This window comes from Escherichia sp. WS1451, assembly GCF_046487365.1.
Lineage (GTDB): Bacteria > Pseudomonadota > Gammaproteobacteria > Enterobacterales > Enterobacteriaceae > Escherichia > Escherichia coli.
In genome coordinates this window covers 150114-163835 of the sequence record NZ_JBJQJP010000008.1, presented here as the reverse complement: position 1 = coordinate 163835, position 13722 = coordinate 150114, and the positions used below count along the sequence as shown (strand labels likewise).

At 52.5% G+C, this 13722-nt stretch carries 15 protein-coding genes; 6 read left to right on the top strand and 9 right to left on the bottom strand.

What is annotated here, in order from left to right:
• Positions 1-21: 21 nt before the first annotated feature.
• The 6 genes from ACJHX7_RS12795 to hcaE form a co-directional block, all read right to left on the bottom strand.
• On the bottom strand, positions 22-444 hold the full coding sequence (locus ACJHX7_RS12795; protein WP_001094726.1) for a DoxX family protein: 423 nt from the start codon (positions 442-444) through the stop codon (positions 22-24).
• Between the two features lie 96 nt (positions 445-540).
• On the bottom strand, positions 541-1743 hold the full coding sequence (gene hcaD, locus ACJHX7_RS12790; protein ID WP_094029958.1) for a phenylpropionate dioxygenase ferredoxin reductase subunit: 1203 nt from the start codon (positions 1741-1743) through the stop codon (positions 541-543).
• 9 nt (positions 1744-1752) lie between these two features.
• Positions 1753-2565, bottom strand: a complete 813-nt coding sequence (gene hcaB / locus ACJHX7_RS12785; protein WP_001281390.1) for a 3-phenylpropionate-dihydrodiol/cinnamic acid-dihydrodiol dehydrogenase — start codon at positions 2563-2565, stop codon at positions 1753-1755.
• On the bottom strand, positions 2562-2882 hold the full coding sequence (locus tag ACJHX7_RS12780) for a bifunctional 3-phenylpropionate/cinnamic acid dioxygenase ferredoxin subunit (RefSeq protein ID WP_001080102.1): 321 nt from the start codon (positions 2880-2882) through the stop codon (positions 2562-2564). Before ACJHX7_RS12780 ends, hcaB begins: the two co-directional genes overlap by 4 nt.
• On the bottom strand, positions 2882-3400 hold the full coding sequence (gene hcaF, locus ACJHX7_RS12775) for a 3-phenylpropionate/cinnamic acid dioxygenase subunit beta (protein ID WP_001276075.1): 519 nt from the start codon (positions 3398-3400) through the stop codon (positions 2882-2884). Before hcaF ends, ACJHX7_RS12780 begins: the two co-directional genes overlap by 1 nt.
• Complete coding sequence (hcaE, locus tag ACJHX7_RS12770; protein WP_094029959.1) at positions 3397-4758, bottom strand: 3-phenylpropionate/cinnamic acid dioxygenase subunit alpha; 1362 nt, start codon at positions 4756-4758, stop codon at positions 3397-3399. Before hcaE ends, hcaF begins: the two co-directional genes overlap by 4 nt.
• Before the next feature lie 135 nt (positions 4759-4893).
• On the opposite strand from hcaE, the gene hcaR reads away from it, so the two are divergent.
• Together hcaR and ACJHX7_RS12760 are read left to right on the top strand one after the other, a co-directional pair.
• Complete coding sequence (gene hcaR / locus ACJHX7_RS12765; RefSeq protein WP_094029960.1) at positions 4894-5784, top strand: DNA-binding transcriptional regulator HcaR; 891 nt, start codon at positions 4894-4896, stop codon at positions 5782-5784.
• Positions 5785-5943: 159 nt separating this feature from the next.
• Positions 5944-7083, top strand: a complete 1140-nt coding sequence (locus ACJHX7_RS12760) for a 3-phenylpropionate MFS transporter (RefSeq protein ID WP_094029961.1) — start codon at positions 5944-5946, stop codon at positions 7081-7083.
• Here the strand turns inward: ACJHX7_RS12760 and csiE are convergent.
• The 3 genes from csiE to suhB all read right to left on the bottom strand — a co-directional run bounded on the left by csiE (position 7075) and on the right by suhB (position 10348).
• A complete protein-coding gene (csiE, locus tag ACJHX7_RS12755; RefSeq protein ID WP_000983022.1) occupies positions 7075-8355 on the bottom strand; it encodes a stationary phase inducible protein CsiE in 1281 nt (426 codons plus the stop codon). The genes ACJHX7_RS12760 and csiE overlap by 9 nt on opposite strands.
• A gap of 190 nt (positions 8356-8545) precedes the next feature.
• Entirely contained in the window at positions 8546-9400 is an 855-nt protein-coding gene (locus ACJHX7_RS12750) for an alpha/beta hydrolase (protein WP_001357291.1), read from the bottom strand.
• 144 nt (positions 9401-9544) lie between these two features.
• Positions 9545-10348 (bottom strand): inositol-1-monophosphatase, encoded by an 804-nt coding sequence (suhB, locus tag ACJHX7_RS12745; RefSeq protein WP_410231626.1) that lies wholly within the window; start codon positions 10346-10348, stop codon positions 9545-9547.
• A gap of 118 nt (positions 10349-10466) precedes the next feature.
• On the opposite strand from suhB, the gene trmJ reads away from it, so the two are divergent.
• From trmJ to iscU, 4 genes are all read left to right on the top strand, one after another.
• Positions 10467-11207, top strand: a complete 741-nt coding sequence (gene trmJ / locus ACJHX7_RS12740; protein ID WP_000940019.1) for a tRNA (cytosine(32)/uridine(32)-2'-O)-methyltransferase TrmJ — start codon at positions 10467-10469, stop codon at positions 11205-11207.
• A 270-nt stretch (positions 11208-11477) separates the two neighbouring features.
• Positions 11478-11966, top strand: a complete 489-nt coding sequence (gene iscR / locus ACJHX7_RS12735; RefSeq protein ID WP_001241357.1) for a Fe-S cluster assembly transcriptional regulator IscR — start codon at positions 11478-11480, stop codon at positions 11964-11966.
• A 111-nt stretch (positions 11967-12077) separates the two neighbouring features.
• Positions 12078-13292, top strand: coding sequence for a cysteine desulfurase (iscS, locus tag ACJHX7_RS12730; protein ID WP_001295373.1), 1215 nt, complete (start codon positions 12078-12080; stop codon positions 13290-13292).
• A gap of 27 nt (positions 13293-13319) precedes the next feature.
• Entirely contained in the window at positions 13320-13706 is a 387-nt protein-coding gene (gene iscU, locus ACJHX7_RS12725; protein ID WP_000331707.1) for a Fe-S cluster assembly scaffold IscU, read from the top strand.
• The last annotated feature ends 16 nt before the right edge of the window (positions 13707-13722 follow it).

The window sequence follows — 13722 nt, the reverse complement described above, 5'->3', positions numbered from 1 at the left end:
ACGCCACATCCGGCATCTTTCCTAACGGCGATCGAGAGAAATCGCCCCCGGCCCGGTAATTGCCAACAGCAGGAATGCGCCAGCGATACTGACATTCTTCCAGAAATTAATCATATTTGGCCCAACCGCATCGCCGGTCATATCCCAGTAATGGTGACCAATTACCGCTGTACCCAGCGTGTAGAAAATAAACAGCACCGCCAGCGGACGGGTGAAAAAGCCAAGCACGATTAATATCGCGGCGGGCACTTCCATAACTACCGCAATAATCGCTGCCAGCATCGGCATTGGCGCGCCCAGCGAGGCCATATATTGGACCGTACCGTCAAAGCCCATCATTTTGGGAAAACCAAAAATAATGAAAATTAAGACCACGGCGATACGGGCAATTAATAACAAAACGGGGCGTGCAGCACCAAAATCAAAATAACGTAGTGTGTTCATAACCAATCCCTTTGCAAGATAATGTGATTTAAACGTAATACACACTCTGGCACCTCGCCACGCCCCAGGAGTTGAGATATTCGCTAATTGTCCTGGTTACAGTGATTTAAGCGCGATGTCCTCATCTGTCAGCAGTTTCGCATCAAACGTTTTGCCGCTCTGGATCCATTTGCGGATTGGGCGAATCTCACGGCCCTGATTCAGCGTGACTGCACCGATAAGCACGCCGTTTTGCAGATTAAACCAAATCGCCTTCTGAGTTTCCGGGTTGCCACGACAAAGCCAGTCATCACCACGCATATCGCCAATAAACTGTAAGTTATCACTGTACTGATCGCTCCAGAACCACGGCGGCGGCAGTCGCGGAAGCGGTAGCCCCAACATTGCGCCAGTGGCAATTTGCGCCTGGTTATTGGCGTTTTCCCAACTTTCGCAGCGGTGTAGTGCGCCATTATCAAGACGGGTGATTGCCACATCACCACCGGCAAAGATCGCGGGATCGCAGGTGCGGCAAGCCTCATCAATGACAATGCCATTGGCAGTATCAAGGTTGGCCTCGCGAGCCAGTTGGTCGTTGGCGCTGATACCAATACCGTAAATCACCACATCGGCCTGAAGCGTTTCGCCACTTTGCAGCGTCAGTTCTACGTTTTCACCATCGACCACATGTTCAATGGCATTATTGAGCAGAATGTGCACACCAGCCTGCTGATGGCGCTGCAAAAGATAGCGTTGCACGGGCGGTGGTGCATTACGGCCCATGACGGTTGCCGCCAGTTCAATCACTGTCACCTTACATCCGCGCTGCGTGGCGCTGGCAGCCAGTTCCAGACCAATAGTTCCGGCACCGACAATCACGACTGACCGTTCGGGCTGCAGAACTTCTCGCAGTCTGGCGGCATCACCGGCATGGCGCAGGGTAAAGCAGCGTTCTCCCAGTGCATCAAGCAACGGCAGCGGTCTGGCTGCCGCGCCGGTTGCTATAAAAAGCTGATCCCAGTGCCAGCTTTCGCCGTTGGTTAACACTAACTCTCGTGTGTCGCGGCCCAATGTTTTGATGGTTACACCGGAATGCAGATGAACATTGTTTTCCTGCCACCAGTGAGCGGGTAACACAGACTGCAACTGTGGGGAATCTTCCAGCAACATGGATTTCGAGAGCGGGGGGCGTTCATAAGGAAGATGTTGCTCATCGGAAAACAGATGCAGCTCACCGGTGAACCCTTGCTGGCGAAGCGAGGCCGCAGCCATTGCCGCCGCTTGCCCACCACCGACAATAATGATCGTTTTTTCTTTCATCGTGCTTCCTTAAAGATCCAGCCCAGCCGCTACGTGGCGAATGCCGCGAATCGCTAAACCCGCATCAGCGTTGATCATCACACCGCTTAATGCGCGATTATTGCGCCGCGATGCCAACATCACATACGGACCCGTAAAATCCGCCGGTTGCGGGAAAAATTGCAGCGGTAATATGGCGGCAATTTTCTCCGGCGTCAGAGACTGCATTATCGAGGTTTCACTTTGCCCGAGCGCCTGTGGGCCGCGCAGGTCGCTGGCCATACCACACGGGCCGACGCCATTCACCCGCACTTTCGGTGCCAGTTCATAAGCCAGTTGGCGAATAAGTCCGGTTGCGGCATGTTTACTGGCGGTGTACAGCGGGCCACCGCCGCCGGGATACCAGGCGGCATTTGACAGTGTGAAAATCATGCTGCCTTCACTGGCGATTAACGCCGGAGCGCAGGCTTTTGCGCCCAGCAGGTAACCGAGTACGTTGACGTTAAACAGCTCGTGGAAGCCGGTTTCGAGCGTCTCTGCGGGAGTATTAACCAGTGAGGCATTGTGATCCCAGATGCCCGCATTGCCGATAAAACAATCCAGTTTGCCAGAACGAGTCAGGATCTGATCGATCGCGCGTTGATAATCGGTATAACAGGTCACGTTGCCTTCCACCGCCAGAATATGTTCGCCAAATCGCTGACGCAGACTGGCGACTTTCGCCGCCGACAGTTCCAGCGTGGCAACCTGCGCGCCTTCTTCGATAAATCGCTCGACCAGCGCCAGGCCTAATCCCGATCCGCCGCCGGTAATAAAGATGGACTCGTTATGCAGATCGCTCATGGCTGCGCCTCCGGTAAGTCGATGAAGATGTCACCACCTTCAACGTGTACTGGATAAGTGGTTAGCGGATCGGTGGCGGGCAGGCATAATGCTTTCCCCGTTTTCAGGCAAAAACTGGCGGCGTGCAGCGGGCACTCCACCGTGGCGTCATCTTCCAGATACCCTTCTGACATCGACGCATTACCATGGCTGCAACGATCGTTAATGGCATAAAACTCGCCGCCTACGTTGAACAGGGCGATGACGGGCGAGGTATCGATCCGGAGAGCCTCACCCTCCGGCACATCCGCAACGGGACACGCATAAATTCGATTCATCAGAACAGTACACTCAGGTTATGGGAAGTGATCACCGCTTGATCCAGGACGATATCCCGTTCCAGCAAGCGCCAGTTGTCATCTTCCAGACGGCGAACTTTGTCAAAACGAGTCCCGACATAGAACGCTTCATCGCGCTCTTTTTGTGCCCGATAAAGCAGATAATTTACCCGCACAGCAAATACGTTTGGGATGTCGGTTTCGCTTACCTGGCAGTTGCTGATTAAGTGACGGGTGCGTGACGGCGGTTCTTCTGCCCAGGCCATACCCGTTTCCAGACGGGCGATTCGCCGTTCCAGCTGGTCTTTGGTGTCATTGAAAATCCAGGTCGTCGGCGGCTGGACGCCTTTGCGGCGGTCGCGTGTTTGCGCGTTAACTGTGGTGCGCATGGTGTAACGAATCTCTTCGTCGAGCTGTGCCAGCCAGTCACGAAATTTCCAGTCATCCAGCAGACTGGCTTCGTGAAAGAGAAACTGGCTAATGCGGTGATGTAACTCCAGTGAAACTTGCGCACTCATTTCATCACCTCCTGCTGGTAAGCGGCGGTTTTATCGAGCACTTCCTGCCAGCTTTCGCTACTCAGGAGATCGGCCCAGCGTTGGTACATTCCACGAGCGGCCGTTTCTGAAAAGATATAGTTAGTAATGCCAGGAATGCCGTCGTCGCGGCGCTTTTCCTGACCAAGCCCCATTTCCAGACACAGTTTGCTGTTGCGGGCGCGGTGGCCTTTAAGCAATTTCTGGATTTCACACCAGTTCTCCGAGTCATCCTGCTCGAGAAAACCAGCAGGACCAAAAGCACGAGTGGCGCTGTTTTCAAAAGCGGCTTTAACTTCATCGGAGGCGGCTTTGTCAGTAATACAGAACGCCCACACTTCGACTTGATCAGGGCCGCGCGGATGCCAGACGCGGAGCGTGGCAGTGCCGTTGAGCCATGAAAGCGTGGGGAAAATATTGTTATGACCCGCCAGGCGCAGGGCGCGAACTTCACCTAAACGTTGTTCTGCTTCGGCATAGGTTTCGCGGTAATAGCTGGAAACCGCGCCATCGACCCAGACATTAGCATCCGGTTTTTCAGTAAAGAAGAAACCGCTGCCGTGACCGTCCTGACCAAACTGCAGCGCATCTTTGGCGGTTTCCCACACCGGGCGGGCGGTTTGTCCATCACCGAGACGCTTATCGCTGCCATCATCTTTCGCCCCTAATACCTGAACGGCAGAAGCATGGCTGAACAGAGCATGATACTGGTCACTGGCGAACTGCTCTGCCGGGAATTTCCAGTTGCAGTTGATCACCCACTTTTGTACGCCGCCGACAATTTCGGTGCCGCCTTCGCGACGATCCAGCATGCCATCCAGATACCAGGCAATGTCACCAAGGTAATCACGCAGGCCCGGTGCGCTGGTATCCCAGTTGCCAAAAATCAGCCCTTTATAACTCTCCACACAAGGAACTTCGGTTAGTCCCCAGTGGGATTTACACAACCCTTGTGGGTAGGCGCGAGGTTCCAGCGGTACATCGATCAACTCGCCGTTAATGCCATAAGACCAGCCGTGATACGGGCAGGTAAAGGCGCGCGTGTTGCCGCAATCTGCATAACTCACACGCATGGCCCGGTGGCGGCATTGGTTGAGAAACGCCTTGATGCTGCCGTCTTTCTGGCGCACCACGACAACCGCATCTTCTCCCATGTAGGTGTTAAAGAAATCACCGGGTTTTGGGATCTGGCTTTCGTGGGCGAGAAATAGCCAGCAACGACCGAAAATGCGCTCAAGTTCCAGTTGGTAAATGTCCGGGTCGGTATAAATACGCGGAGTGACCCGACCGTTTTGGGTGTCAATCAGTTGGTAAATGTTCAAATCTGAGGGTGTGGTCATATTTTTTAATCCTGAAAGATAAGATGTATTGACCTTCTATTTTTGTGCCATAAGGATGTTGCTGGTTGGTTGCTAATATGTGAAATAGTTAATTTCTACCAGCTGAGACGTTTTTTCGATAACAAGGGGAAGGTGATGGAACTACGGCATTTACGCTATTTCGTCGCAGTGGCGCAGGCACTGAACTTTACCCGTGCGGCGGAAAAACTGCATACCTCACAGCCTTCGTTAAGCAGCCAGATCCGCGATCTTGAAAACTGTGTCGGTGTTCCGTTACTGGTGAGGGATAAGCGCAAAGTCGCGTTGACGGCGGCGGGAGAATGTTTTCTCCAGGACGCGCTGGCAATCCTCGAACAAGCGGAAAATGCCAAATTACGGGCGCGGAAAATTGTTCAGGAAGACAGACAATTAACCATTGGCTTTGTGCCATCGGCGGAAGTGAATTTACTGCCAAAAGTATTACCGATGTTTCGTCTCAGACAGCCAGACACCTTAATTGAGCTGGTGAGTTTAATCACCACGGAACAGGAAGAAAAAATTCGCCGTGGTGAACTCGACGTCGGCTTAATGCGCCATCCCGTTTATAGCCCGGAGATTGATTATCTGGAGCTTTTTGACGAACCATTAGTGGTGGTGTTACCGGTTGATCATCCTTTAGCACATGAAAAAGAGATCACTGCCGCGCAACTGGATGGCGTGAATTTCGTCAGTACTGATCCAGCGTATTCCGGTTCGCTTGCGCCGATCGTTAAAGCGTGGTTTGCGCAAGAAAACAGCCAGCCAAATATCGTCCAGGTGGCAACGAATATTCTGGTGACCATGAATCTGGTGGGGATGGGGCTGGGCGTCACTTTGATACCCGGTTATATGAATAATTTTAATACCGGCCAGGTGGTATTTCGACCCATTGCCGGAAATGTGCCTTCCATTGCTTTACTGATGGCGTGGAAGAAAGGGGAGATGAAGCCGGCATTACGCGATTTCATCGCCATTGTGCAGGAACGTTTGGCATGCGTAACGGCATAATTACGCATTATTTTTGCAACATGCGTCGCGGCTCGCAGTTTTTTAGTGCTTGTGAACTGGCGTTACAGACATCGGGAAGCAGGCTCGAATATTCTTATTTTTCAACTTGCACCAACATTCGATTAACCCCAGACTAACGCCTCCTGACGGGAGGGACTCATGGTTTTGCAATCCACGCGCTGGTTGGCGCTCGGCTATTTCACATACTTTTTTAGTTACGGCATTTTTCTACCTTTCTGGAGCGTCTGGCTTAAAGGGATTGGTTTAACGCCAGAAACCATCGGCCTGTTATTGGGGGCAGGTCTGGTTGCCCGTTTTCTCGGGAGTTTGCTCATCGCGCCCCGCGTCAGCGATCCTTCTCGCCTGATTTCCGCCTTGCGCGTGCTGGCACTGCTGACACTTCTCTTTGCTGTCGCCTTCTGGGCGGGGGCGCACGTAGCGTGGCTGATGCTGGTGATGATTGGCTTTAACCTCTTTTTCTCACCGCTGGTACCGTTGACCGATGCACTGGCGAATACGTGGCAAAAGCAGTTCCCGCTTGATTACGGCAAAGTGCGATTGTGGGGCTCGGTGGCGTTTGTCATTGGCTCGGCGTTGACGGGTAAACTGGTCACTATGTTTGATTATCGGGTGATCCTCGCGCTGTTGACGTTGGGCGTGGCATCCATGCTGCTCGGCTTTCTCATCCGTCCGACGATTCAGCCACAAGGGGCAAGCCGCCAGCAGGAGAGCACCGGTTGGTCTGCGTGGTTGGCGCTGGTTCGCCAGAACTGGCGCTTTCTGGCCTGCGTTTGTTTATTGCAGGGGGCGCATGCGGCCTATTACGGTTTTAGCGCCATTTACTGGCAGGCAGCTGGCTACTCGGCCTCGGCGGTGGGCTATTTGTGGTCGCTGGGCGTGGTGGCAGAAGTCATTATCTTTGCGCTGAGTAATAAGCTTTTCCGCCGTTGTAGCGCCCGTGATATGTTGCTGATCTCGGCAGTATGTGGGGTATTGCGTTGGGGAATTATGGGGGCAACCACTGAGCTACTGTGGTTGATTATGGTGCAAATTTTGCATTGCGGCACCTTCACCGTGTGCCATCTGGCCGCTATGCGCTACATTGCTGCTCGCCAGGGTAGCGAAGTCATCCGTTTACAGGCGGTTTACTCTGCCGTCGCGATGGGCGGCAGTATCGCCATCATGACCGTTTTCGCCGGTTTCCTGTATCAATATCTCGGCCACGGCGTGTTCTGGGTGATGGCGCTGGTGGCGCTTCCGGCAATGTTTTTGCGCCCGAAAGTTGTTCCCTCATGCTGATTCGAGCATTTTGCGGATCTGCTCCTGTTGATGTGTTGTCAACGTCAGGTCCGTATAGATCAGCGGTGGTGAAAAGAGCGGTAACGGCATGGTATAAGGCGCAATAATCAGTGCCGCGCCGCGCGGAGCGCCTGTCTGCAAAAATGCCTTTACCGACATATGTTTAATGTTGAGCGGCAGTAACGTTAGTTCGCGTAGCTGCTGCTCAATCTGCGCTTCTCGCTCGCTGTCATTCCCGGTCAGTAGAATAATCTGTTTCTCATGCAGGTCGTTTTCCTGCATTAGCCAGGCACCGAAAATCACCGCGACCAGACCGCTTTCCTCATCAGAAAGATGGACGCCGTATTCACTTTCAAATCCGGCCAGCGCCGCGCGGGTGGTGCGCACCAGGCGTGGATACAGGCGGGCGAACTCTTCCGGCAGGGTGTTATCAATACCGATGGCAAACAAACTGCGATTTAACGCCTGGGCGAGGTGGGTATAAAGCTGATCGCACAACCCCTGTTCATCATAAAAACGAACATTTCCCAGCTCACGAAAATGGTTTACCAGACGTTTGATAGACTGACGCAGTTGTCTGTCCCGCTGATGCGCATCCCGCAGTGGATCGGGAACCCGCAACATGGAAAAAAGTAATGCCATGAACAGTGGCTCATCAGGCGGTACAGGCTGGAGCGCCCGACGCTGCCAGTGGCGTCCAATTTCCTGCGCTACCTGAAATTCAAGGCAGGATTCCGCCCAGCGACGTTGGAGCGGATTAAACTGAGGCGTAATTCCAGCGTGGTGTTGCAGCAAACAATATTGCAGATACAGACACAGGAAATGAATATCGCGCGTTTCAAAGCGTTTTTGCAGCCGTCGGGAGCAGAGATTCACTAACGCTTGTAGATTGGTATCGTCGTAAAAGTTACGCGCAATTCCGCGCCGCTTCAGTTCACTCTTCAGGGCGGGGGTGAAATGGCTGGTAATAAATGACGGACACAGACGGAAACCACGTCGTAGCCAGTGAAATAAACACAAACGTTGGTTAAGCACTGTACCTTCAACCCGGTAGCTACCGTCATAACCAGTAGTCAGTGTGAGTTGATGATAGCGCAGGATCTCCCGTCCTGTTTCGCTGATATCAAGACTGGCAATATCATCATCCACACCATTAAGCTCGCTGAAAGTTGCCGTGGTGGCGGTCAACCCCGGCTGAAAGAGTGTCAGCAAGATCTGGCAGCGGCGCTGGGGAGCCGAAAGGACAGATGGTGGAGCAAGCGTAGGCATCATCTGTAGATCTCCCATAAGCATAATTGATAAGAATAGCTAAAGTTTGCTCAGGGAAATGGCGAAGGGAATGCTAATCATCAGAAATGTTGGCAAGCGTCACAGAATTTTTCTCATCTTAAACTGTTCTGACCAGTGGATTAGCATGTCTTAAGGTGGTTTTGTGAATGATTATCGTGCTAGCGATCATGGATTAGTTCTGCGGATTCAACGCGCTAAGGATAAAATCCACCATCTGTTCGCGATAAACATCGCCGTGACGATCGGAAAAAGCATCAATGTGTTCGCCATCCGGGATTAGGATCAACCGTTTTGGCTCTTTTGCCAGGCTATACAACTTTTCGCTGTGCTGCCATGGGATAACGTGATCAGCTTTACCGTGAATGAGTAAAAGCGGGATCGGGCTGACGCTGGCGATGTAATTTTCGCCGCTGTAACTCTCATCAAGTAAGTAGCCACTGCCGGGGATCATCTGGTTAGCGATGGTCGCATAAGAGGCAAATGTGGAGTCGAGGATCACCGCACGTATGCCTTCACGATCACCCTGACCAATAACATCAAGAATATTCGCCCCGCCAATACTCTGCCCGAACAGCACCAGCCGTTGTGGGTTTACATCACTGCGATGGCGCACCACATTGATGGCACTTTGCGTATCGTCCAGCAATCCGGCCTGGGACGGCGTACCTTTTGATTTACCAAACCCGCGATAATCAAACATAAAAACGTTGAAATTACGCTCGGGTAACCAACTGACCAGCGGCCAGTGGGCGGACATATTTCCGGCATTGCCGTGAGCATGAATAATGGTAGCAATGGCGTTATCAGCAGGGCCCGTCGAAGAAGGGATAAACCAGCCTTGCAGATGAGTACCGTCCTTAGCCGTAAATTCGACGGATTCCGCCGACCAGGGTTCGGGACCGTAGATTTTGTCGTCAGGGTAATAGAAAAAATTGATGGCGATGCGCGGTATTAAATAAATGCAGAAGGCAACAACAAAGAGAATAAACAGAATTTTGAGAACGCGTTTGTTCACTGGCAGCGCCATAACCTTTCCTTGCGACTTCTTTATCATCCATTAATCGGGGAAAGATGGTGGGAGAGTGACGAAAGAAAGTAAAGCGGTGAGGAAGTATTTCGGAATAGCGCCTGAAAGGCGAGGGCGGGTGAGTGACATCACCCGCCTGAGTCATTAACGCTTCAGAGCGTCGCTTAACTCGTCACGCATGTTCGCCAGCATGGCTTTAACAACGCGCGGGTTACCAGCAACGATGTTACCGGTCAGCATGTAGTTATGACCACCGGTGAAGTCGCTGACGATGCCGCCCGCTTCACGAACCAGCAGCTCGCCTGCGGCGAAATCCCACGGACGCAGACCGATTTCAAAGAAACCGTCAACACGACCCGCAGCGACGTAAGCCAGATCCAGCGCCGCAGAACCGGTACGACGGAAGTCTGCACATTCGTTGAACAGTTTGCCGACGATGTTGATGTAGGTAGTGGCGTACTGTTTTGCTTTGAACGGGAAGCCGGTCGCCAGAATAGTACCGTCGAGATCGCGAGCGGTGCTGCCGCGCAGACGGTAGCCGTTCAGCTGTGCGCCCTGACCGCGAGTGGCGGTGAACAGTTCGTTACGCATAGGATCGTATACCACAGCAACTTCGGTGCGGCCTTTGATACTAACGGCAATAGATACCGCGAAGTGCGGCAGACGTTTGATAAAGTTGGTAGTGCCATCCAGTGGATCGATAACCCATTGAACATCCTGATCGGTACCTTCAAGTTCACCGCTTTCTTCGGTGATGATGGTGTGCTGTGGGTAAGATTTACGAATCGTGTCGATAATCACCGCTTCGGCAGCTTTATCTACGTTGGTCACGAAATCGTTACTGCCTTTCTGGCTCGCTTCTACAGCGTCCGGGGTTTCATAGTTTTTGGCAATTAAATTACCCGCCTTGCGCGCTGCGCGCACGGCGATGTTCAGCATCGGATGCATCGGTCTCTCTCACTGGATGTTAAAGAACGGGAAAACGGCGCAGAGTATAGCAGCGAGATCGGCATCTGTCTTCGTTTTATGATAAGATGCGCGAATAATCTTTAGACGAAGAAAGACAATGCTGCAAAATATTCGAATTGTGCTGGTGGAGACGTCACACACCGGCAATATGGGTTCTGTTGCCCGTGCCATGAAAACAATGGGATTAACCAATCTGTGGCTGGTTAATCCACTGGTGAAACCTGACTCCCAGGCGATTGCCCTGGCAGCAGGGGCCAGCGATGTGATTGGTAATGCTCACATCGTCGATACGCTCGACGAAGCGTTAGCCGGTTGTAGCCTGGTGGTGGGCACCAGCGCACGCTCCCGCACGCTGCCGTGGCCGATGCTCGACCCGCGCGAATGCGGTCTGAAAAGTGTCGCTGAAGCGGCAAATACCCCGGTGGCGCTGGTTTTTGGTCGCGAGCGCGTAGGCTTGACCAATGAAGAGTTGCAGAAATGCCATTATCATGTCGCGATTGCTGCGAACCCGGAATACAGTTCGCTGAACCTGGCGATGGCGGTTCAGGTTATTGCCTATGAAGTGCGCATGGCCTGGCTGGCAACTCAGGAAAATGGCGAACAAGTCGAGCATGAAGAGACGCCGTATCCGCTGGTCGATGATCTGGAGCGTTTTTATGGTCATCTGGAGCAAACGCTGCTGGCAACCGGTTTTATCCGTGAAAACCATCCGGGGCAGGTGATGAATAAATTGCGCCGTCTGTTTACCCGTGCACGCCCGGAAAGCCAGGAATTGAATATCCTGCGCGGGATTCTGGCTTCTATTGAGCAGCAGAATAAAGGTAACAAGGCCGAATAACAGTGGTTGCCTGATGCGATGCTTAACGCGTCTTATCAGGCTTGTAAGTGCACGGAATCCCAGGTCGGATAAGGTGTTCACACCGCATCCGACAACAGGTACAAACGCCACGATAAAAAAATGGCACTGAAGGTTAAATACCCGACTAAATCAGTCAAGTAAATAGTTGACCAATTTACTCGGGAATGTCAGACTTGACCCTGCTATGCAATACCCCCACTTTTACAATAAAAAACCCCGGGCAGGGGCGAGTTTGAGGTGAAGTAAGACATGAGACTGACATCTAAAGGGCGCTATGCCGTGACCGCAATGCTTGACGTTGCGCTCAACTCTGAAGCGGGCCCGGTACCGTTGGCTGATATTTCCGAACGTCAGGGAATTTCCCTTTCTTATCTGGAACAACTGTTTTCCCGTCTGCGTAAAAATGGTCTGGTTTCCAGCGTACGTGGACCAGGCGGTGGTTATCTGTTAGGCAAAGATGCCAGCAGCATCGCCGTTGGCGAAGTGATTAGCGCCGTTGACGAATCTGTAGATGCCACCCGTTGTCAGGGTAAAGGCGGCTGCCAGGGCGGCGATAAATGCCTGACCCACGCGCTGTGGCGTGATTTGAGCGACCGTCTTACCGGTTTTCTCAATAACATTACTTTAGGCGAACTGGTTAATAACCAGGAAGTGCTGGATGTGTCTGGTCGTCAGCATACTCACGACGCGCCACGCACCCGCACACAAGACGCGATCGACGTTAAGTTACGCGCTTAATAAAAAGAATTCAGAATCAGGCCGGAGTGCTAAACACTCCGTAAACACGGTCGTACATCCAGCCGGTAGCCTGGTTCCTTGCATTGAGTGATGTACGGAGTTTATAGAGCAATGAAATTACCGATTTATCTCGACTACTCCGCAACCACGCCGGTGGACCCGCGTGTTGCCGAGAAAATGATGCAGTTTATGACGATGGACGGAACCTTTGGTAACCCGGCCTCCCGTTCTCACCGTTTCGGCTGGCAGGCTGAAGAAGCGGTTGATATCGCCCGTAATCAGATTGCCGATCTGGTCGGCGCTGACCCGCGTGAAATCGTCTTTACCTCTGGTGCAACCGAATCTGACAACCTGGCGATCAAAGGTGCAGCCAACTTTTATCAGAAAAAAGGCAAGCACATCATCACCAGTAAAACCGAACACAAAGCGGTACTGGATACCTGCCGTCAGCTGGAGCGCGAAGGTTTCGAAGTCACCTACCTGGCACCGCAGCGTAACGGCATTATCGACCTGAAAGAACTGGAAGCAGCGATGCGTGACGACACCATCCTCGTTTCTATCATGCACGTGAATAACGAAATCGGCGTGGTGCAGGATATCGCGGCTATCGGCGAAATGTGCCGTGCTCGTGGCATTATCTATCACGTTGATGCAACCCAGAGCGTGGGCAAACTGCCTATCGACCTGAGCCAGTTGAAAGTTGACCTGATGTCATTCTCCGGTCACAAAATCTATGGCCCGAAAGGTATCGGTGCGCTGTATGTGCGTCGTAAACCGCGCGTACGCATCGAAGCGCAAATGCACGGCGGCGGTCACGAGCGCGGTATGCGTTCCGGCACTCTGCCTGTTCACCAGATCGTTGGTATGGGCGAAGCCTATCGCATCGCAAAAGAAGAGATGGCGACCGAGATGGAACGTCTGCGCGGCCTGCGTAACCGTCTGTGGAACGGCATCAAAGATATCGAAGAAGTTTACCTGAACGGTGACCTGGAACACGGTGCGCCGAACATTCTCAACGTCAGCTTCAACTACGTTGAAGGTGAGTCGCTGATTATGGCGCTGAAAGACCTCGCGGTTTCTTCAGGTTCCGCCTGTACGTCAGCAAGCCTCGAACCGTCCTACGTGCTGCGCGCGCTGGGGCTGAACGACGAGCTGGCACATAGCTCTATCCGTTTCTCTTTAGGTCGTTTTACTACTGAAGAAGAGATCGACTACACCATCGAGTTAGTTCGTAAATCCATCGGTCGTCTGCGTGACCTTTCTCCGCTGTGGGAAATGTACAAGCAGGGCGTGGATCTGAACAGCATCGAATGGGCTCATCATTAATCGGTATCGGAATCAGGAGAATTTATAATGGCTTACAGCGAAAAAGTTATCGACCATTACGAGAATCCGCGTAACGTGGGTTCCTTTGACAACAACGACGAGAACGTCGGCAGCGGCATGGTGGGTGCACCGGCCTGTGGCGACGTGATGAAGTTGCAGATTAAAGTCAACGATGAAGGTATCATTGAAGACGCGCGTTTTAAAACTTACGGCTGCGGTTCTGCTATCGCTTCCAGCTCCCTGGTCACCGAATGGGTGAAAGGGAAGTCTCTCGACGAAGCGCAGGCTATCAAAAACACCGATATTGCTGAAGAACTTGAACTGCCGCCGGTGAAAATTCACTGTTCTATTCTGGCAGAAGACGCGATCAAAGCCGCCATTGCGGACTATAAAAGCAAACGTGAAGCAAAATAAGAGTTGAGGTTTGGTT